At 34.2% G+C, this 22,468-nt stretch carries 19 protein-coding genes; 13 read left to right on the top strand and 6 right to left on the bottom strand.

Annotation, left to right across the window (positions count from 1 at the left end; translation table 11 throughout):
* The first annotated feature begins 136 nt into the window (after positions 1–136).
* From BUA89_RS08490 to ligD, 11 genes are all read left to right on the top strand, one after another.
* Positions 137–733: a DUF2975 domain-containing protein gene (locus BUA89_RS08490; RefSeq protein ID WP_072955687.1), complete on the top strand. Its 597-nt coding sequence runs from the start codon at positions 137–139 to the stop codon at positions 731–733.
* 3 nt (positions 734–736) lie between these two features.
* On the top strand, positions 737–943 hold the full coding sequence (locus BUA89_RS08495) for a helix-turn-helix domain-containing protein (protein WP_072955691.1): 207 nt from the start codon (positions 737–739) through the stop codon (positions 941–943).
* Positions 944–1,075: 132 nt separating this feature from the next.
* Positions 1,076–3,250, top strand: a complete 2,175-nt coding sequence (locus BUA89_RS08500) for a S41 family peptidase (RefSeq protein ID WP_072955695.1) — start codon at positions 1,076–1,078, stop codon at positions 3,248–3,250.
* A gap of 59 nt (positions 3,251–3,309) precedes the next feature.
* Positions 3,310–3,741, top strand: a complete 432-nt coding sequence (locus tag BUA89_RS08505) for an ankyrin repeat domain-containing protein (RefSeq protein WP_072955698.1) — start codon at positions 3,310–3,312, stop codon at positions 3,739–3,741.
* Positions 3,742–4,058: 317 nt separating this feature from the next.
* Positions 4,059–5,288 (top strand): right-handed parallel beta-helix repeat-containing protein, encoded by a 1,230-nt coding sequence (locus tag BUA89_RS08510; RefSeq protein ID WP_143152294.1) that lies wholly within the window; start codon positions 4,059–4,061, stop codon positions 5,286–5,288.
* 6 nt (positions 5,289–5,294) lie between these two features.
* On the top strand, positions 5,295–6,083 hold the full coding sequence (locus BUA89_RS08515) for a T9SS type A sorting domain-containing protein (protein WP_072955704.1): 789 nt from the start codon (positions 5,295–5,297) through the stop codon (positions 6,081–6,083).
* Positions 6,084–6,222: 139 nt separating this feature from the next.
* Positions 6,223–7,977 (top strand): aspartate--tRNA ligase, encoded by a 1,755-nt coding sequence (aspS, locus tag BUA89_RS08520; protein ID WP_072955707.1) that lies wholly within the window; start codon positions 6,223–6,225, stop codon positions 7,975–7,977.
* A 36-nt stretch (positions 7,978–8,013) separates the two neighbouring features.
* Positions 8,014–9,156 carry a DUF6438 domain-containing protein gene (locus BUA89_RS08525; protein WP_072955710.1) on the top strand — a complete coding sequence of 381 codons (1,143 nt, stop codon included), beginning with the start codon at positions 8,014–8,016 and terminating at the stop codon, positions 9,154–9,156.
* A 91-nt stretch (positions 9,157–9,247) separates the two neighbouring features.
* Positions 9,248–10,033: a non-homologous end joining protein Ku gene (gene ku / locus BUA89_RS08530; RefSeq protein ID WP_072955713.1), complete on the top strand. Its 786-nt coding sequence runs from the start codon at positions 9,248–9,250 to the stop codon at positions 10,031–10,033.
* The gene (locus BUA89_RS08535) at positions 10,033–10,635 is read left to right on the top strand and encodes a DNA polymerase ligase N-terminal domain-containing protein (RefSeq protein ID WP_072955716.1); all 603 of its coding nucleotides are present in this window, start codon (positions 10,033–10,035) and stop codon (positions 10,633–10,635) included. Before ku ends, BUA89_RS08535 begins: the two co-directional genes overlap by 1 nt.
* Before the next feature lie 77 nt (positions 10,636–10,712).
* A complete protein-coding gene (gene ligD / locus BUA89_RS08540; protein ID WP_072955810.1) occupies positions 10,713–12,584 on the top strand; it encodes a DNA ligase D in 1,872 nt (623 codons plus the stop codon).
* A gap of 617 nt (positions 12,585–13,201) precedes the next feature.
* On the opposite strand, the gene BUA89_RS08545 is transcribed toward ligD, so the two are convergent.
* From BUA89_RS08545 to nusB, 4 genes are all read right to left on the bottom strand, one after another.
* On the bottom strand, positions 13,202–13,933 hold the full coding sequence (locus tag BUA89_RS08545; RefSeq protein WP_072955719.1) for an SDR family NAD(P)-dependent oxidoreductase: 732 nt from the start codon (positions 13,931–13,933) through the stop codon (positions 13,202–13,204).
* A gap of 342 nt (positions 13,934–14,275) precedes the next feature.
* Positions 14,276–14,647 (bottom strand): preprotein translocase subunit YajC, encoded by a 372-nt coding sequence (gene yajC, locus BUA89_RS08550; protein WP_072955722.1) that lies wholly within the window; start codon positions 14,645–14,647, stop codon positions 14,276–14,278.
* A gap of 4 nt (positions 14,648–14,651) precedes the next feature.
* Entirely contained in the window at positions 14,652–15,161 is a 510-nt protein-coding gene (locus BUA89_RS08555; RefSeq protein ID WP_072955725.1) for a DUF1573 domain-containing protein, read from the bottom strand.
* Between the two features lie 9 nt (positions 15,162–15,170).
* Complete coding sequence (gene nusB, locus BUA89_RS08560; protein ID WP_072955727.1) at positions 15,171–16,076, bottom strand: transcription antitermination factor NusB; 906 nt, start codon at positions 16,074–16,076, stop codon at positions 15,171–15,173.
* A gap of 91 nt (positions 16,077–16,167) precedes the next feature.
* On the opposite strand from nusB, the gene BUA89_RS08565 reads away from it, so the two are divergent.
* Positions 16,168–17,829: an ABC transporter ATP-binding protein gene (locus BUA89_RS08565; RefSeq protein ID WP_072955730.1), complete on the top strand. Its 1,662-nt coding sequence runs from the start codon at positions 16,168–16,170 to the stop codon at positions 17,827–17,829.
* Between the two features lie 99 nt (positions 17,830–17,928).
* Entirely contained in the window at positions 17,929–18,264 is a 336-nt protein-coding gene (locus BUA89_RS08570) for a DUF3276 family protein (RefSeq protein WP_002976288.1), read from the top strand.
* Positions 18,265–18,701: 437 nt separating this feature from the next.
* Here the strand turns inward: BUA89_RS08570 and BUA89_RS08575 are convergent, their stop codons facing one another.
* Together BUA89_RS08575 and BUA89_RS08585 are read right to left on the bottom strand one after the other, a co-directional pair.
* Positions 18,702–20,024 carry a T9SS type A sorting domain-containing protein gene (locus BUA89_RS08575; protein ID WP_178362444.1) on the bottom strand — a complete coding sequence of 441 codons (1,323 nt, stop codon included), beginning with the start codon at positions 20,022–20,024 and terminating at the stop codon, positions 18,702–18,704.
* A 674-nt stretch (positions 20,025–20,698) separates the two neighbouring features.
* Positions 20,699–22,180, bottom strand: a complete 1,482-nt coding sequence (locus BUA89_RS08585) for a T9SS type A sorting domain-containing protein (RefSeq protein ID WP_072955739.1) — start codon at positions 22,178–22,180, stop codon at positions 20,699–20,701.
* Positions 22,181–22,468: the final 288 nt, after the last annotated feature.

The raw sequence follows: 22,468 nt of genomic DNA on the forward strand, positions 1-22,468 counted from the left end.
TATCACTTGGCTTATGAAAAGTTTTGCAAAAAATCGTTCCTTCTATTTTAAAATGTTAAAAATTATAAATTTCAATAATTATTTATCGCAAAACAATAATTAATTATATATTTGCAATAATAAAAAATTAATAACCATGAAAATCATCGGAAAAAACTCTCTTTCACAATACATCAGTTATTTGCTTTTATTGCTGGCGGTTCTTTTTGCCATTCAGCTTGTTTATACCGTAATTGGTTTTGTTGTTTCTTTTTATAATTTTAAAACAGGAAATAATATACTTTCAGATTTATTTATCATCGGAACAGATGTTGGCTGGGCTAAAAATCAGTGGACACAGCCTGCAGATCATCTGATGAAATTCAAATTTTTTGTTCCTTTCACCGAGCAAAATCTTTTAACAGGAATGTTTAATCTTGTGAGCGTCGTCAATCATATTTTCGGACAAATTTTTGTGACCTTATTTTTATACATTAGTTACAAATTTTTAAGAGAAATCAGCAGAGATAACGTTTTTAATGTCAAAGCTTTACTCTGGTTAAAAAGATTCGGCTGGTTGAATATTATTTACACGGTGGCGACATTAGCTACCATTCCTTTTGCAACAAAGAGTATATTTGCAGTCACCTATTCTGTTGTGGTATTTTTATTTTTTGGCGGTTTGATATTATTTGTTGTCGAATTTTTCAAAAAAGGACTGGAGCTTCAGGAACAGGTAGATCTAACAATTTAAACTATGCCAATTATCATCAACGTAGACGTGATGCTTGCCAAGCGCAAAATGAAGTCACAGGAACTTGCCGAGAAAATTGGCATTACGCAGGCCAATCTCTCTATTCTGAAAACGGGAAAGGCAAAGGCCTTAAAACTTTCAACACTGGAAGCCATCTGCAAAGCACTGGATTGCCAGCCGGGAGACGTTTTGGAGTACGTGAAAGATTAAGATTTTTTAAGATTTCGCTTCCGAATAATTCGTTAAAAACCTAACATCCATTATAAAGTACCTTAAAATTTATATCACATAATATTTCAAACTATTATTAGTCATTAGTTTTAGGCAAAAAATTAATCAATCATGAAAAAATATTTCGCTCTCCTCGTTATGCTTTGGGGCATGGCAGTATTCGGCCAAAAAAAAGTACAAAACCTCAACTTTGAAACTGTAGAAAACAACTTTCCGGCTGTTTGGAAAACCATCGGAAGCAGTTCCGGAAAAATAGCAACAGACCATCAGGAAAAGCAGGAAGGCCAATCTTCTGTAGCCATAGAATCCAGTGAAGTTTCGGGTTTCAGTGGATTAATATATAAGTTACCTGATAATTATTTAGGTAAAAAAATCACACTTTCCGGTTATATCAAAACTGAAAATATTTCAGACGGATTTGCAGGACTTTGGATGAGAATTGATCCTGAAATTGCTTTTGACAATATGCAAAAAGTAGGTCTGAAAGGAACTAATGATTGGAAAAAGTACGAAATAACGCTGAATTTATCTCCCGAAAATACCAAACAGATCGTTATAGGAGCCTTACTTTCCGGAAAAGGAAAAATGTGGGTGGATAATCTTACAATAACTGTTGACGGAAAAGAAATTGAAGAGGCAAAAGTTTTTGAGAAACAATTAACCCGGGCAGATCTTGATCATGAATTCGACGGCGGCTCGAAAATTACAACCACCAATCTTGATAAAAATAATATAGAAAACATTAAAAACCTTGGACTGATTTGGGGGTATTTAAAATATTATCATCCGAATGTTGCCGCAGGAAACTTTAACTGGGACTATGAACTCTTCAGAATTTACCCGAAAATTGCCAACGCTTCAGCAGAGCAAAGAGACCAGATTTTAACGGAATGGATTAAGAGCCTGGGAGATTTTAAAACCATAAACTATCCGGAACAAAAAAATATTAAAATGAAGGCTGATCTGGCATGGATCACCGATTCAGGATTTTCAAAAGATCTTACGGAGATATTATTAAAAATAAAAACAGCCAAACGAGAAGAATCAAATTATTACGTTACAATGATTCCGAACGTTGGAAATCCCAATTTTGAGAAAGAAAATCCATATGCTGAAATGAGCTCTCCAGATGTCGGCTTCAGATTGCTTAGCTTATATCGTTACTGGAACATTATTCAATATTATTTCCCTTACAAATATGCTATTGGGGAAGACTGGAAAAACGTTTTACAAGAGTTTATTCCAAAATTTATTGAGGCTGATGATCAAACGAAATATCCGCTGGCGTGTTTGGAGCTTGCCACAAAAATAAATGATACGCACGCATCCGTTCGTAACAGTACAGTCCGCAACTATTTCGGACAGAAATTCTCTCCATTAGAAATTGCTTTCATAGAAAATAAAGCCGTTGTTAAGAATTATTTTGATGAGACCCTAGGCAAAGAAACAGGAGTAAAAATAGGAGATATTATTTTGGAAGTTGACGGAAAAACGATCGAGAAAATTCTTGAGGAAAAATCAAAATATCTACCAGCCTCCAACCATTCTGCAAGACTGAGAAACTTAGCCCGTGAACTGATGGCAACCAACAATGATTACATCAACCTTAAATTTTCAAGCAATGACGTTATTAAAAATGTTTCTGCCAAAACCTATAAAAATACAGAGATAAAATACACCCAAAAGCAACCCGAAATGTTTACAATGCTGGATAACCAGACGGCTTATCTGTACATGAATAATATTGATAAGGAAAAGCTTTCTGATATTTTTAAAAAGATAAAAGATACAAAAGGCTTAGTAATAGATTTACGAACCTATCCTACTCAATTTGTCGTCTTTGATATCGGGAATTTTTTAATGCCGAAACCTGAACAGTTTGCAAAATTCACCACGACCAATACAACATCACCCGGAAATTATGTGATGAGAGAAGGTGCGTCTGTAGGAAGCAATAATAAAGATTTTTACAAGGGGAAAATTGCAATTTTGGTTAATGAATACTCACAGAGCAGCGCAGAATACCATACCATGGCTTTCAGAAAAGCTCCCAAAGCAAAAGTTTTCGGCTCTCAGACTGCCGGTGCCGACGGAGATGTTTCTTACTTTATGTTTCCAGGGAAAATCCCAACAACGATTACCGGAGTTGGGGTGTACAATCCGGATGAATCAGAAACCCAGAGAATAGGCATTATTCCAGACGTGGAAGTAAAACCTACAATAGACGGAATTAAAAATGGAAAAGATGAAGTTTTGGAAAAAGCAGTGAATTGGATTAAAAATTAGCAACATCTATCAAAAAAAATTATTTAGCTTTGTATATTCTTTAAATTAAACTAAGATTTATGAAAAAAATAATTACAAGTACTCTGCTATTTTTGTTTTCTATTTTAGCAAACGGATTATTTGCGCAGGAATTATCTGCCGGGCAACTGAATATTTTCCAATCCGATAATCTGGAAAACTTTCAAAAGACCTTTAATGAAAATGATTTTACAAAATGTTTTCAGGTAAAAGGAAAATCTTACACTTTGCTTTCTCTGAGTGTAAAGAATGATAAGAAAAACATATTTAACTATCTGGCAAGCAAAACTGATGTAAACCAGGCTTGTAACGGTGTCACTCCGTTAATGCAGGCAGCATCAACCGGAAATATGAATGCAGCAAAAGGCTTACTTAAATTCGGAGCGAATAAAGATCTAAAAGACAGCAAAGGCAAAACAGCAAAAAATTATGCTGCAGAAAATAAACAGACTGCAATTGCTATGATTTTATAATTTTTGAAAAAATAAATATTTAAAACTTCCTTCGGGGAGTTTTTTTGTTTTTAAACCCTTCAAGAGGAGTATTAAAATAACAAATACGAAGTTTTGAAAAAGCAGTGAATTGGATTAAAAGCCAATTATTAAAAACTCATCAATTAAAATCATTTGCCAATTAAAAAAATAACTAAACAACTAAATATCAAAACAATAAATCCTATTACTGACATCAGAAATTCCGTTCTAATTAGTAGAGTTAAAATAAATTAATTTCCGAAATGAAAAATATTTATGTAGTTTTGCCACCTAAATTTAAAAAATAAACAATAACCATGAAAACAAAGTACCTTTTTTGTGCATTGATATGCATGATGAGTCTTGGAACAATTAAAGCAGCCGACCTATATGTACGTGATTTAGGAGCCGGAGGAGCTTATGCAACAATCTCTGATGCTATCACTGCTGCTAATGACGGTGACCGCATTATTATCAGACCTAAAACTGGAAATGTTCCTTATTTAGAGAATCTTACTATTAATAAATCACTTACTTTTGCATCTGAAATTAATTTTAATAAGTATTATGTTCAGGGGACTATTGCTATCGTTCCTGCGGTAAACAGAATAGTTACGATCAACAACATGTATGCTTTACAAAGTTCAATTGCTACATCAAGTGTAACCTTATCTGGGGGAAGAGCTACTGTAAATATAATTAATTGTACTGTAGATGAGAACATTGATTTAGACAATTCTAAAAATGTCACCGCCAATGTATCCCAAAGCAGTTGTGCAAATTTATATTTTGTACATGGAAAAATTACAGCAAATACAATAGAAACTGTTAAATTAACTGACGATGCGGCACCTTTAGCTACAACCGATGTCCAAATTATTGCAAATTCTTTATATTATAATGGAGCATCTTTAAACTCCATAGCTATTGCTACTACTAGCTATCCATTAAAAATATACAACAATGATTGTACTATTTACTATTTGAATTATACTACAATCTTACCAGTTCTTGAAATAAGCTCTATTAAAACTGGATCAACAAATCTTATCTTTAACAATCGTTTTTCTTCGAATCATAATGACCCAAACTATGCTCGTCATACAATAAATATATCGGCATCATCAACAGGCATTATTAATATCTCTAACAATATTATCAGAAGCCCGAACCATAATTATTACGAGATTAATGCCTCTCCTACCCCAACTGTTATTGCAAACAATAACTTGTGTCCTGCAAATCCATTTAATTCTAACGGAGTAGATATTTCAAATAACAACTTCTATGACAATGTTTATTCAATAAATTTAAGCACAGGAATAGCAACAGGTGCTGTTATTAATGCTGGATTACAGGATGAAGAGTATCAGGATTTAGATCTTACCAGAAACGATATAGGTCCTTTAGGAGGTTCAAACTCATGGATGAATTACTGGCCAAGCAACTCAGGAAATAAACCTAGAGTGACATTCCTAAACACACCAAGAAGAGTCTACTTAGGTACTACTACTATACAGGCTGAAGCAACAGGAATATCCAAATAATAAAATATGAAAACAATAAACAAAAAAATATTTATCGGTGTCTTTTCATTATTTGTATTTTTAATTCAGGCACAGGTAAAAGTAAATAGTGCAGAATATTTCTGGGATACAGATCCTGGAGAAGGAAATGCTACTGCACTACCGGCTTCAGATGGTAATTTTGATAATGCTATTGAAGATATCTTGCAAAATAACATTGCGATTCCAGCATCTGCAGGCTTTCATGTTCTTAACGTAAGAGTAAAAGACAGTCAGGGAGTTTGGGGACCGGTTTTTAAAAATATAGTTCACACAGGAACCGTTCCTGCAACGGGAGCAATTAATCTTACCAACGCAGAATATTTTTGGGATACAGATCCAGGAGAAGGAAATGGAACTGCATTAACAGCCGCAGATGGTAACTTTGATAGTACTATTGAAAACATTTTACAAAACAACATCCCAATTGCACAGCCAATGGGTTTCCATATCTTTAATGTAAGAGTAAAAGATAACCAAGGAGTTTGGGGACCAGCTTTTAAAAATGTTGTTTATATTGAAACCTCTCTTTTAGGAACAAATGAAGTTAAACTAACAAAAAATATAGTTTGTTATCCAAATCCTGCCGATGATATTATTAATTTCAATATAACCGGTAAGATGAATATCTATTCGTCTGAAGGAAGATTAGTAATATCCAAAGACAATGTAGATGGAAGCAAAGGAGTAAATGTTTCATCACTTATCAAAGGAAATTATATTCTTACGATAGATAATAAAGACGGAAGATTCTCTTCTAAATTTATCAAGAAATAATCCTTTTGAAAAAATAAATATTTAAAACTTCCTTCGGGGAGTTTTTTTGTTTCTAAAACCTTCAAAAATCTTATCTTTGCCAACGGAAATTATCAACGGTTCAAAACCTTGAACCATAAACTTTAAACTTTAAATAATAATGTTTCGATCGCACACAAACGGAGAATTATCTCTAAAAAATCTTAATGAAGAAGTTACACTTTCAGGATGGGTACAAACTATCCGTGATAAAGGGTTTATGATTTGGATAGATCTTCGAGATCGTTACGGAATTACTCAGTTGGTTTTCGACCAGGACCGTTCTACAGCGGAACTGATGGAAAATGCAAAAAAATTGGGACGTGAATTTGTTATTCAGGTTACAGGAAAAGTAATCGAAAGGGTAAGCAAAAACCCAAACATTCCAACAGGAGAAATTGAAATTTTAGTGGAGAAATTAACGGTTCTTAATGAATCTCAGCTTCCGCCTTTCACGATTGAAGACGAAACAGACGGAGGTGAAGAATTAAGAATGAAATACCGTTACCTTGATATCAGAAGAAATCCGGTGAAAGATAAATTGATCTTCCGTCACAAAATGGCGCAGAAAGTAAGAAATTATCTTTCAGACAATGGATTTATTGAGGTTGAAACTCCTGTTTTGATCAAATCTACACCGGAAGGAGCGAGAGATTTCGTGGTTCCAAGCAGAATGAATCCGGGACAGTTTTACGCATTGCCACAATCTCCGCAAACTTTCAAGCAATTATTAATGGTGGGTGGAATGGATAAATATTTCCAGATCGTGAAATGTTTCCGTGATGAGGATTTGAGAGCCGACAGACAGCCGGAATTCACACAGATCGATTGCGAAATGGCTTTCGTGGAACAGGAAGACGTGATGAATGTTTTTGAAGGGATGACGAAAACTTTATTAAAAGACATCACTGGTCAGGAATTCGGAGATTTCCCAAGAATGACTTTTGCAGATGCCATGCAGAAATACGGAAACGACAAACCGGATATCCGTTTCGGAATGGAATTCGTGGAACTGAACGATTTAGTAAAAGGAAAAGATTTCAAAATATTTGATGATGCAGAACTGGTTGTCGGAATCAATGTGGAAGGATGTGCAGACTATACAAGAAAACAAATCGACGAGCTTGTTGATTGGGTGAAAAGACCACAAATCGGAGCGTCAGGAATGGTATGGGTTAAATTCCAGAATGACGGTGTGAAAACTTCTTCTGTGAATAAATTCTATAACGAGGAAGATTTAGCAAAAATCATCGAAAAATTCGGTGCAAAAGAAGGCGATTTAATGTTAATTCTTTCCGGAAATGAGCATAAAGTAAGAACTCAGCTTTCCGCTTTGAGAATGGAGCTTGGAAACCGTTTAGGATTAAGAAAAGGAGACGTATTCGCGCCACTTTGGGTAGTTGATTTCCCTCTTTTGGAATTTGATGAAGAAAGCGGACGTTATCATGCGATGCACCACCCTTTCACGTCTCCAAAACCTGAAGATATTCATTTATTGGAAACAGATCCCGGAAAAGCAAGAGCCAACGCTTATGACATGGTGTTGAACGGAAACGAAATCGGCGGAGGTTCTATCAGAATTTTTGATAAAGATCTTCAATCTAAAATGTTTGATTTGTTAGGATTCTCAAAAGAAGAAGCAGAAGCACAGTTTGGTTTCTTAATGAACGCCTTCAAATACGGAGCTCCGCCTCATGGTGGTTTGGCTTTCGGATTTGACCGTTTGGTGGCAATTCTTGACGGAAATGAAGTGATCAGAGATTATATTGCATTCCCTAAAAATAATTCAGGACGTGATGTGATGATCGATGCACCTTCTTTGATTGCTGATGAACAGCTCGATGAACTGGAACTGAAATTGAATTTAAAAGCATAAATTAGAAGCGGGGAAATTTTTCTCCGCTTTTTTATTATGAAAAAACTAAATCTATTGCTTCTGCTTATTTTATTTACGGTTTCTTGTAATTCATCCAAAAAACAAAATATAGTTGGTGAATGGATTCTTGAAGAAAAAAAAGACCAAGAGACAGATGAACCTCCAATGCCGTTTGCACGTGATCCTCAAATTTTCATTTTTAATCAAGACGGAACATATATAAACAAGAATGGTTATTTTAAACGTATTGAAAATGCAAAATGGGATGAAAACAAAACACTTTATCTTGGAGAAAAAACTCAATATAAAATAAAAGATGATTCTTTACTTATTTTTAATCTGATAGAAAATAAATTCGAATCAAATAAAATTCTGCAAATCACTAAGAGTAAGATTGTTTTAGAATTAAAAGATAAATCCTTAATAACATTAATCTCTACAAAAAGTAAGCAATATAAAAACACTCCAATTGACAAAATTGTTGTTTCAAAATCTGCCTGCTACGGTTCATGCCCAATCAATTCTACAATCATAGACGTAAACGGAGATTTTTTGTTTTATGGTGAAAGATACAATCTGAAAAACGGATTTTTTAAGTCCGAAGTTTCAAGCAACATAACTCAAGGAATATTCAATGAGATAAAAAACATTGATATAAAATCTCTAAAGCCTGAATACTCTGTTTCTGCAACTGATTTACCTTCTTCAACCATTACATTTATATCAAAGGGAAAAATCATCAAAACAATTTATGATTACGGAGGAGAGTCACCTTTTGAATTAAAAAGATTAATCAGAAACATTAGTTATTTATATCAAACTATTCCTTTACAACCGATAAGTGTAAAAGACCCCTCATTAATTTATAACTTCACATCAAAAACAAAACGAGTCTCTTTGGAAAAAGAATCTGAACGTTTTTACTTATTCAATGAACTATTAAAAGCTAAAATAATAAATAAAAATCTGGAAAAGCTTGCATTCTCAGGTAAATATTTAATTGATCTTCCTGAAGATTATGAGTATGACAAGATGCATTTATATGAAAGACATATTTATACAAACGGACAAATTTTTAATATTCAATTAAGAGATAAGACAATTAAAACTCTAGATTTAGGTTATAATTTTTTCGACAAAAACAATTTAATTAGATCTATTAATGATACTTTAAGATAAATAACCTGATACTATTAATAGAAATAGCATATTTAACAAATAAAATTTTAACGGCACAATCATTGTACATTTTACAGAAAATAAAAGTACAATGAAAGCAATCTGGAACGGCGCCATTGGCTTTGGTTTAGTCAATATTCCTGTAAAAATTTATTCCGCTACCGAAACCACAAAACTGGATTTGGATATGCTCGACAAGTCCGATTTTTCGAATATTCGGTTTAAAAGAGTTAACGAAAATACAGGCAAAGAAGTGAAATGGGAAAATATTGTGAAAGGTTATCTCATGGACGACAAATACATCATTCTTGATGAAGAAGATTATGAAGCGGCAAGTCCTGAAAAATCCAAAATACTTTCTATTGATCAGTTTGTTAAGGAAAGCGAAGTAGATTCCGTTTACTTCGAAAATCCATATTACCTCGAACCTCAGAAAAATGGGGAAAATGCCTATCGGCTGTTGCTGAAGGCTTTGGCTAAAACAGAAATGGTCGGTGTCGGAACTTTTGTCCTGCGCGAAAGTGAAGCCATCGGAATGATTCGTCCTTACAATGACGAAGTTTTGGTCTTAAACCGGTTAAGATTTGCCCAGGAAATAAGAGATTACGGCGATCTGAAAATTCCGGCTGCAAAGGCTCCTAAACCTGCAGAACTGAAAATGGCCATTAATCTTATTGAACAGCTTTCACAGGAATTCGATCCTGAAATGTACAAAGACACCTATTCTGAAGCTTTAATGAAGATCATTAAGCAAAAAGCAAAAGGTAAAAATATAAAAGCTAAAAAAGCAGAACCTGCAAAAGAAGGTAAAGTAATTGATCTGATGGCGCAGCTGAAAGCCAGTCTACAGAATACCAAATCTAAAAACGCATCATAATGGCTCTTAAAGATTACAACGAAAAGCGAAAATTCGACGAAACAAGCGAACCGAAGGGTAAATCTAAAAAAAGTAAGGACAAGCTGATTTTTGTGATTCAAAGACATGCGGCTTCGAGATTGCATTATGATTTCCGTCTCGAAATGGATGGTGTTCTTAAAAGTTGGGCGGTTCCGAAAGGTCCGTCATTGGATCCCAAAGACAAACGTCTTGCGATGATGGTGGAAGATCACCCTTACGATTATAAAGATTTTGAAGGAAATATTCCTGAAGGAAATTACGGAGCCGGACAGGTTGAAATCTGGGACAGCGGAACGTATGAACCGTTGGACAAAGATTCAAAGCTTTCGGACGAAAAAGAATTATTAAAAGAGCTTCATGCAGGCTCTTTAAAGTTTATCTTACACGGCAAAAAGCTGAAAGGTGAATTTGCTTTGGTTAAAATGAAAAATACCGAAGAAAATTCATGGCTTCTGATTAAACATAAAGATGATTTCGTCGAAAATAATTATGATGCAGAAGAAAATACTGCAAAAAATTCTCAGGTTACAAAATTTTTAGAGGAAAAAAAAAACCTAAAAAGCAGCAAAAAAAAGTCATAACCTCAGAAATAAAGCCAAGATTTCAGCGTTTTAATTCTTTGGTTGACGAGAAAAAAATCGAGAATTACATTAAACCGATGCTTGCCAAGTTATCCGGTGAAGCATTCGATGATCCGGACTGGGTTTTCGAAATAAAATGGGACGGTTACCGCGCCGTAGCCGATCTCAGCAAAAAACAGCCTCTCTTCTATTCCAGAAACGGGATTTCTTTTTTATCAAAATTTGAAAAAGTTTCGCGTGATTTCGACAATCAGATCCATACAATGATTCTGGACGGTGAAATTGTAGCGTATGACGAAACAGGAAGACCCAATTTTCAATTATTACAGCAGATTGGAGATAATCCCGATTTAGCCTTAGTTTATCAGGTTTTTGATATTTTATGGCTGAATGGTCATTCTACGGAAGAACTGCCTTTAATTCAACGGAAAGAACTGTTAAAAGATGCTCTAGTTGAAACCGACGTTATCAAGTACTGCGATCATATTACTGAAAAAGGAATCGACTTCTTCAATCAGATGAAAAAAATGAAGCTTGAAGGCATGATCGCCAAAAAAGCAGACAGTCCTTACGTAGAAAACCACCGGACTTCCGATTGGCTGAAAGTAAAATTTACCAATACCGAAGAAGCCATCATTTGTGGATTTACGGAGCCGCGAGGTTCAAGGGAAGGTTTCGGCGCATTGATTTTAGGAAAATATATCGACGGAAAGCTTACCTACAGCGGACATACCGGAACAGGATTTAATCAGGAATTAATTCGGGAAGTTCTTGAAAGATTACAAAAAATCATCATTAAAAGTTCACCTTTTGAATATAAGCCAAAAACAAACATGCCCGTAACATGGACAAAACCGGAGTTGGTCTGCGAAATAAAATATTCCGAAATTACCAAAGACGGAATTTTCAGACATCCTGTTTTTGTTGCCATCCGTGAAGACAAAGAACCTGAAGAAGTCAGAAATTCATCGAACGAAATCATTAATACATCAAAATCAAAAAATATGAAAACTCCTGCAACCAGAAAGACAAAATCTTCTGAAAATGAGAAAGAAATCACCCTGAATAAACATACGGTAAAGCTGACCAATCAGGACAAAATTTATTTTCCGAAAGATAATATTACCAAAGGTGATGTGATTGAATATTATCAGTCGGTTGCCAGTTATATTTTGCCCCACCTTAAAAATCGTCCGCTCTCTCTGAACCGCTTTCCAAACGGAATTGAGGAGCAGAATTTTTATCAGAAAGACGCCAGTGACAATATTCCGGATTGGGTAAAAACGACACAGGTGTATTCGGAATCGAATGATAAAGACATCGATTATATTTACTGTAACGACAAAGCAACATTGGCTTATCTCAACAATTTGGGCTGTATCGACATGAATCCGTGGAATTCTTCACTTCCCGATCTTGATCACCCCGATTTCCTTGTTTTAGATCTCGATCCTTCTAAGAAAAATACGTTTGATGAGGTTATTGAAACCGCTTTGCAGGTAAATGAAGTGTTGAAATCGATTAAAATTGAAGGTTACTGCAAAACTTCAGGAAGCACGGGAATTCATGTGTATATTCCGATGGGTGGAAAATATGATTTTGACCAGGTGAAAGATTTTGCCCATATTCTGATGAAGCAGGTTCATGAACAGCTTCCTAAAATCACCACTTTAGAAAGAAGCCTACAGAAACGCGACGATAAAAAAATCTACCTTGATTATCTTCAAAACAGAACCGGACAGACTTTAGCAAGCGCTTACAGCCTAAGACCAAAACAGGGCGCTTCAGTTTCCATGCCTTTGGAATGGAATGAATTGAAACCCGGCTTAAAACCAACTGATTTTAATATTCATAATGCTTTAGACAGAATTAAGGAAAAAGGAGATTTGTTTAAACCTGTTTTGGGAAAGGGAATTGATATGATGAAGGGGTTGAAGTTGTTAAAATAAATTTGTTTAACTCAAATCAACTATAAACAAAAAGATCTATAACATTTGTTTAATTATTTATTAAAAATCATGTTAATTTTCATTCCAAATCTCTTGAACTCCCCATTCTAAGGGAGTTCCCTGCAAATGTGGATAACTTTTTCGTATTTTCCTGATGTGTTTTTACATATAAGCTTGAATTTACATTTCTGATTCACTAATTTTACACTAATTGTTAAGGCAATGCTTTAAACAATTAGATTTGTAAGAGGCTTATGCTCCGGAATAAGTTGAGGAGTTAATCTCTCAGATTGATTACGAAAATTCTCGAGCGGTAACTCGAGAATTATTTAAGACTAACCTTTTTTTAATCCTACATACTCATGGATGAATTAAAAAAAATCAATGGTAAGACTTATATCAAAATTTACAGAAAATGTATAACTAGAAATGGTACAAGAATCTGTAAAAGTAATGGAGTCTATGCCTTTTGGGTAGAAGTAAAGTAATTTCTAAAGAACCATCTGCCGGAGCAGGTGGTTTTTTTATTACTTTTCTTAGGTTAAAATTATATTATTTTGGATAAACGTACAAATATTTGTGTGAATATTTGAACAAATATTTACAAAAGCTCCTATTTAAGGCAATTTCGCCACCAAACTTTCCGGTAACATTTTCAAAATAAAATAAATCATTTTCCATTTGAAATTCGGCACAATGGTAAAAGAATTGCCTGCATTTACAATGAATTTTGCCACATAATCCGGTTCCATAATCAAAGATTCATTCAATTGTAACCCCTCATTGATTTTTGTACGGATATAACCAATCACCAAAGCGTTGACCTGGATGTTTCTTGAAGTCAATTCCTGTCGTAAACCGGCTAAATACGTTGTAAAAGCAGCCTTTGTGCTTCCATATACGAAATTACTTTTTCTTCCACGGACGCCTGAAAGCGAAGATAAACCGATAATTCTTTCCAAATTTTTATTGCTTTCATCTGTGGCAATAATATTTAAAATGGACACCGCTCCCATATAATTGACTAACATCATTTGCTGAGTTCCTTTAAAATCACTTAATGCTTTTTCATTATCCACTAAAAAACCTGCGGCATAAACTACAATATGAGGTTTTACAGAAAGTTCATTATAAAATTTCTGATGAGAATCAAAATCAACAGCGTCGAAAGATAAAACCGTAACTTTTGAATGAAGACTATTTTTCTGAATAAATTCTTCTAAAGATTGTGTATTTCGGGAAGCAGCAATAACTGAAAAGCCTTTTTGAATGTATTGCCTGATCGCCTGTTTTGCAACATCCGAATTGGCACCTAAAATGAGAACGGTTTTGTTTGTGTTTTGATTCATGAGACAAAGATATTTTTTTTAAACACAAATTTCACTAATGTTTTCACAAATGAACACAGATATTGTTATTGTTTGGTTATAATGTCATTTCTACGAAGGTGAAATCTATTTTTTAATTATTAAGATTTTAGTCAAGATAGATTCTTCACTCCGCTTTGCTCCGTTCAGAAAGACAGCGGGAACCGGATTGTTACAGATAGTATTAACCTTTTTCAGGCTGAGCGAAGTTGAAACCCAATATCCGGATGTAAACTTTGTGCATATTTCTTAATGGAATAAAAAAGTTTCGGCGGGGTGAGCAAAGCTCACCCCGCCGAAACGAAATATTTTAAAAACTAAAAATTATTTATTCTCAGTTTCAATTTCTTTTTTGTCAGAAGATTTATCAGCAGTTTTTGATTTATCTCCGAAACGCGCTTCTGTAAATTCTCTTGAAACAGCAGCCTTTTCAAACTTTAGTTTTCCTGATAATGTTTCAATGACGAACCCATCATCCTGAACCTGAGCAATTCTCCCGTGAAGACCTGAAGTAAGCACAACTCTGGTTCCTACTTTTAATGTTTCCTGAAAATTTTTCTCTTGTTTAGCTTTTTTCTGCTGAGGTCTTATCATTAAAAAATAAAACCCTACAAACATTACCCCCATCATGATCAGCATCATGGAAGAATTTCCTCCTGCAGCCGGTGCCTGTAAAAATATTGATAGTAAATTCATAATATTATGGTTGAATGTTCGCTGTGAAAGTTAATTTAATAGGCGCCTTTTCTACGTTGGCAAAAACATCAGCATATTTGTTTACATTTCCGTCGAAGTTGGTAGAATCAAAATGTAGAGTGATTGACCCTTTTTTTCCAGGTAAGATTGGCTCTTTCGTGAAATCACCTGCTGTACATCCACATCCCGGAGTAACGGCAGAAATTACCAATGGATTAGTTCCCGTATTGGTTACCTCATAAACGTGCTCTACTTTATCTCCTTTTTTGATTTTTCCGAAATCGAAGTTGCTTTCAGCAAGAGCAATGGTAGTTAATGGCTCTTTAGAAGCCGGAGCCGTAGTGTCTGAAGGAGTTACTTCGGTAGTGCTCGGAGCCAGATTTGTTACTCCCGCAGTTGAATCTGCAGTACTGGCAACTTCTGCTTCCACAGCAGCCTCTTTGTTTTCTTTTTTACAAGAAACCAAACCAAAACCTATGATAGATAAAGCGATAATTGATAACGTCTTTTTCATATTTACAATTTATATTCTGTTTAAATCTTTACAATATTTATCCAAGATTCCGTTGATAAAGATATTTGAACGGTCCGTAGCAAATACTTTTGCAATCTCAATATATTCGTTGATAATAACTCTTGAAGGTGTAAAAGGAAAATTGTCAAGCTCCGCCATCGCCGTTGATAAAATGACTTTATCCATTAGAGAAACTCTTTCCAGATCCCAGTTTTCCAGTCTTTCTTCCAGTTTCTTTTCGTTGGCTTCCCAGCTGTCCAATGTATTTCTCAGAAGTTTCATGGCGAAAGTTTTGTCCTCCTCATCTTTAATCATTTTAATTAAAGTGCGGCTTTCTTCCTCTTCTTTCAGGAAACCGATTGTTTTTTGAACCATAGAATTCGCGATGTGGATATCGTCGTACCAGGAAAGTTCTTTATCACCAAGATAATCATGGAAATCATCATTTTCAGCAATATATCTTAAAAATAACTTACCGATGAATTTCTGATCTTCTTCAAAAGAATATCCTTCTTCTTTCATGAAATCCTGATAACGCTTTCCTGCAGTAATCCTCTGGAAAGTTTTTACCAACAAATCATCATGCAGATCCCATTTCAATTGCTTGTGCTGTCCTGTGAAAAATAATCTCTCAGGATTTTCTTCCAATTTAATTAAAACTTGATTGTTGATGAATTTTTGGTTAGGATTAATGTCAGCATCAGTCTTGATGTACTTATTTTTACCGATCTCGATCTGATTTTCTGCCAATTCTTTCAGAGAAACCAAAAAATTAAGCTGATAGATATAGAGGTGATAGATTTTCTCTATTCCGGCAAACATGTTTTTCTCTAAAACATCAAATTTTACAGGATTCTGGTAGTATGAATACACAGTCTGTACCACTTTTTCACGGATTTGTCGTCTTCCTAACATTCAAAGAGCTTTTTTATGGGTGCAAAGATACAAAATTTAAAATTTATGAAATTCGTAGTCTGATGACATTTTTGTAATTTTGTGAAACTTTATGAAAGCGCTAAAAACATTAAACCCCTATTTCTGGAAGCACAAAATATTGTTGTTTTGGGGAGTATTATTCATCATTGCAAGTAATTTTTTCAACATATATAAAGTTCAGTTTGTAGGAAAATCAGTAGATGAGCTTACAAAGAACGGAAATTTAGGTTTCAACAGACAGGTCTTGATCTATGTTGCTATTATTGTCGGCTGTTCTTTACTCACCGGATTTTTTACCTTTATGATGCGGCAGACCATCATTGTAGCATCCAGAAGAATTGAATACGAGCTGAAAAATAAAATCTACAGACATTATCAGGATTTATCTTTAACAGATTATAAGCAAACCACCATAGGAGACTTAATGAACAGATTAAGTGAAGATGTTGTTGCGGTAAGAATGTATCTCGGTCCCGGAGTGATGTATGTTGCCAATTTGATTGTTTTGGTAGTTATCACAGCGATTTATATGTTGACTACAGATGTTTCAATGACACTTTGGACTTTACTTCCCCTTCCTATTCTGTCGTTTGCTATTTATAAAGTAAGTTCGATTATCAATCAAAAGTCAAAGATCATGCAGAAAAGCCAGTCTGCAATTTCCACTTTTGTGCAGGACAGCTTTTCGGGGATTCGTGTGGTGAAATTCTTTGCAAGAGAAAATTATATCAAGAAAAATTACGGGACAAAAGTTACCGATTATCAGAACAAAGCATTAGATTTAGCAAAAACGGAAGCATATTTCTTTACGATTATCTTATTCGTAATCGGTCTGTTAAATGTTGCCATCATCTGGATTGGCGGGCAAAAATATATTGCCGGAGAATTAAGCATCGGTAAAATTGCCGATTTCTTCATGTATATTAATACCTTAATTTTCCCTTTCTCCATGGTTGGCTGGGTAACTTCGGTTAATCAGAGAGCGGAAGCTTCCATGCAGAGAATTAATGAGTTCATGGATAAAAAATCTGAGATTGTTAATAAAAATTTTGATACTTACGAAATTACAGGAAACATAGAATTCAGAAATGTTTCTTACGTCTATCCGAATACAGGAATTAAGGCCTTAGAAAATCTCAGTTTTAAACTGAATGCCGGAGAATCTTTAGCCATTATGGGTAAAACCGGAAGCGGAAAATCTACGGTTGCTCTGTTATTATGCCGTTTGATTGACCCTACGGAGGGAGAAATTTTAGTTGACGGTAAAAATCTTAAAGACCATAATTTAGAAAATTACAGAAATTATATCGGATACATCCCTCAGGAAAGCTACCTTTTCTCAGATTCCATTGAAAATAATATTGGTTTCGCCATCGATAAACCTACCCACGAAAAAGTGGTAGAATATGCTAAAATTGCCGATGTGGATAAAAATATTGTTGAATTTAAAGAACAATACAAAACCATGGTTGGAGAACGTGGAGTGATGCTTTCGGGGGGACAGAAACAAAGGATATGTATTGCCAGAGCCTTAATTAAAGCTCCTAATATTATTATTTTTGATGATTCTTTATCCGCTTTAGATACCGAAACTGAGCAGAATATTCTTGAAAATATCGACAGAAAGATTCATAACGCGACATCCATAATTATCACACACAGAGAGTCTAGCGCTCAGAGAGCCGATAAAATTCTTAACCTGACTGAAATTAACAATTCCGTAACCGCATAGCAGATTCGTTCACAAATGTTAAATAAATCATAAAAAAAATTTTGTGATTAAAAGAAAACTTTTATATTTGTTCTTAACAAGATTAAAAAATATCTAACAATGAGTGAATACAAGGAACGCCATGAAAATGAAATTTTCACGAAGGTGTTAAAAGCAGGGAGAAGAACTTATTTCTTTGATGTGCGTGAGACGAAAGCAGGAGATTATTATCTTACGATTACCGAAAGTAAAAAGAACTTCGGAGAGAATGGAGAAGCTACATTTGAGAAGCACAAAATCTATCTTTACAAAGAAGATTTTAAGAGTTTTCAGGAGATGTTTAATGAATCCACAGATTTCATCATTAACGAAAAGGGTGAGGATGTAATATCAGAAAAGCATGATAAAGACTTCAAGAGCAGATCTTACACGATCGATTCTGACGACGAAGTTTAAAATAATTTTCTATAAAACACAAGCATCTGAAATAGGATGCTTTTTTTATGTTTATCATCTAACTAAAATTCACTCATTCATAAGAAAAGGTACACAATAATGTGTACCTTTCTTATTTAAGATTCTAAGGTGTATTTTATACAATTTTTCTTTTACTTTGACAAAGTATCGCAGGAGCCTGAATTTCGTTATTTTTTGCCAGCAATAAAACTTTAGAGGAAACTTCAGTTGATTTCGGTGAAAAGCGGAAAATAACCCTCCTTTGTGTTGTGAATGAACCGAAAGAATCAACCAAATCTGAAATTATGAATGAAAAGCTGTAAAAATATTTTAAAGTGAAGATGAGAAATAAATTCTCTGATGGGCATAAAATAAAAAAGTACACTTTTGAAAAGTGTACTTTTATTAATTAAACAAATTTGTAAGCTTTACTTATTTTACTTTTTAACAATTTTTAATGTTTTTACTTCATTACCAGAAGTTACTTTTACTAAATAAATTCCAGCAGCTAAATTAGAAGTATCTATTTTTCCTTCCTGAGCATTGATTTCTTTCGCAAATACTTGCTGACCCACCAGGTTATAGATTTCTGCAGAGGTAATTTTTTTATCCGAAGAAAGATTTAAAACATCTTTTACAGGATTCGGATATACTTTCAAATTATTTAAAGAAACATCTTGTGTTGATAATACAGCAGAACAAGAAATTGTTGTAAGAGTGTTTTTATCAACATTAGTTCCATCTCCAAGCTGTCCTTCAAGATTTAATCCACATGTCCTTAAATAGCCATCGCTATTTTTTACTAAAGCAAAAGAATCACCTAGAGCCATTTCAAAAGTATCTGAAGAGGAGCCAACCTGGGTTGGAGTAAGAGTATTGATAGCACCATTTGTTCCGTTACCCAATTGCCCTTTGTCATTCCTACCCCAGCTCCAAAGAGTGTGATCTGTTTTAGTAGCATAAGTAAATTCCTCTCCACCTACTACATTTAGCCAATTGTTTCCAGTCCCTATCTGAGTAGGCGACTTTTTATAAACAGTTGTTCCATCACCCATTCCGCCATTTGAATTATCTCCCCAAGTCCAAAGTGTTCCGTCAGTTTTTATTCCCATAGAATGATAGTCTCCTGTGTCTATTTTCCACCAATTATTAGCTGTACCTACTTGTACCGGACTATTTCTTTGCGTGATTGTACCATCGCCTAATGAGCCATGATAATTCCAGCCCCAACTCCAGAGTGTGCCATCTGATTTTAAGACAAGACAATGATAAGAACCTGCCGCAATACTTTGCCAATTGGTTGCTGTCCCTATTTTAACAGGTGATCTTTTATCAACTTCTGTATTATCACCTAATTGTCCAAAATTGTTCCGCCCCCACGTCCATAAAGTGCCATCTGTCTTTAATGCTATACAATGTTGTGCCCCTGTATTGATACTTTGCCAATTGGTTGCAGTACCTATTTTAACGGGTGAACTTTTATCAACTAATGTATTATCACCTAATTGTCCAAAATCGTTCCGACCCCAAGCCCAAAGAGTTCCATCAGATTTCAATGCTAAAGAGAAGCTATTTCCAGCACAGATTTTCACCCAATTGTTTGCTGTGCCTATTTGTGTAGGTACATTTTTAGCAATATTTGTATTGTCACCCAATTCTCCAAAGGTATTATCACCCCAAGCCCAAAGGGTTCCATCATTTTTTATGGCCAAAGAATGGTCATCTCCGGCGCTAATACTTTGCCAGCACTGTGCTGACATTTGAACACTTAAATACAATAATACCAGAGTAATTAATTTCTTCATGTTTTTTAGTTTTATATTTGAATTTATTTAAATAGAAAGAAAAATAGATTAAAAAGAATTATTAATCGATAAATATTTATTAAATAACAACGGAAATTTTACTGTTATTTCAAGAATTTTGTTTGTAGACAATACTAAAACCTCTTGTTTTTAACGAAAAAAGTAAAATGTTGATTTTTCCATATAATAATTGTGTTTTTACGTAATTGAAAGATTTTTTCAATTTCACAAAAGTATATAATTTATACTTGTGACACAACTCCAAATCCCTTTTGTTACAGTCTTTCTGCACAATCATCACATTCTAAAAGTCTGTTAATAATAATTTCATCTTTTGCAGATAAGTTTTTTTATTATCAAATATTTCCCTTTAATTTTGTTTAAAAAATAGTTCTTTATTATTGAGTGAGAATTTGTTAAATTCATTTAATTTTCTTTTTATTATGTTCAAAATTTCATATCAATGGTATTGTATCTGAGAAAATTATCTATAATATTTATTTTAAATAAAAGAATTCTGAAGCAATAATTGAAATTTATTTTACTCTTGAATTGTCATAAATAAAAAAGTACACTTTTGAAAAGTATACTTTTATTAATTAAACAAACTTAGTAAGTTTTTACTTATTTTACTCTTTAACGATTTTTAATGTTTTCGATTCATCAACAGAAGTTACTTTTACTAAATAACTTCCAGCAGCTAAATTAGAAGTATCTATTTTTCCTTCCTGAGCATTGATATCTTTCACAAATACTTGCTGACCTACCAGATTATAGATTTTTACAGAGGTAATTTTTTTATCCGAAGAAAAATTTAAAATGTCTTTTACCGGATTTGGGAATAATAAAAGGTTAGATTTAGATTGAACAAAAGAATCTGTAGCTAAAGTACCGCTTAAATTATAAACTCGAACATGACCTGAATTCGTACCGTTTCCGTCATTATAATTGGAACCAACAGCTAAGATACCTCCGTCTGATGACAAGGAAATACCATAACCACAATAGTCACCTGCTGCTTCTCCATTAATATCCGAGCCTACTTGTGTCCATACACCTGAAATATTACGATAAACGCGAACATGGCCTGAATCAGCACCGTTTCCATCATTTTGATAAGCACCAATAGCCACAATGCTTCCATCTGATGATAAGGAAACGCTATGACCACTATAATCATTGGCCGCTTCTCCATTAATATCTGATCCTATTTGCGTCCATACACCTGAAATATTACGATAAACGCGAACATGACCAGAATCCGTACCATTTCCATCATTCAGACGTGCACCAATAGCTACGATACTGCCATCTGAAGATAAAGAAACACTCCTGCCACTTTGATCATTGGCAGCTTCTCCATTAATATCTGCGCCTATTTTCGTCCAAACTCCTGATACATTTTGATACACACGAACATGACCTGAATCCGTACCGTTTCCATCATTTTGAGCAGCACCAATAGCTACAATACTTCCGTCCGATGATAAAGCAATATTATAGCCACTATAGTCATTTGCAGCCTCTCCATTAATGTCAGCTCCTATTTTTGTCCAAACGCCCGACACATTTTGATACACACGAACATGACCTGAATTAGTCCCGTTTCCTCCATTATAGCGAGCACCAATAGCTACAATACTTCCATCTGATGATAAAGCAATACTTTCACCACTTTGATCATATGAAGCTTCCCCGTTGATATCAGCGCCTATTTGTGTCCAAACTCCTGATACATTTTGATACACACGAACATGACCTGAAAGATTACCATTTCCATCATTTGCATTAGCACCAATAGCTACAATATTTCCATTTGATGATAGAGAAACACAAACACCACTTAAATCAACATCTGCTTCTCCGTCAATATCAGCACCTATTTGTGTCCAAACGCCTGACACATTTTGATACACACGAACATGCCCCGCATCATCAGTACCACTTCCATTATTTTGAGCGGCACCAATAGCTACAATATTTCCATTTGATGATAAAGAAACACTCCTACCGCTATAATCATTTGCAGCTTCACCATTAATATCTGATCCTATTTGAGTTTGTCCAAAACAAAATAATGGGAAGAATAAAATAGTAATTGTTTTTTTCATATTTATTTAATTTGAATTCTTTTCAGATGATTTTAGTTTTAATAACAACACAACATCATGCAGATTTATCATGTTGTGGACTGCAAAAATATACTTTCTTTATGGAGTGTCAAACAATCAATGAAATATTTGAATACTAAATAGTTTTTCGTTAGCATATATTGGTAAATGGCATAAAAAAATACTTAATTTATTTGGATCAGTCTCAAAAGTTGGGGAGAAAATAAAAATAGTAACTTTGTGGAATGTTAAATGATGCTGAAATTCTGAAATTATTCTTACCCGAAT

It is taken from the genome of Chryseobacterium arachidis, from assembly GCF_900129245.1.
In the GTDB taxonomy this organism is placed as follows: Bacteria; Bacteroidota; Bacteroidia; order Flavobacteriales; family Weeksellaceae; genus Chryseobacterium; species Chryseobacterium arachidis.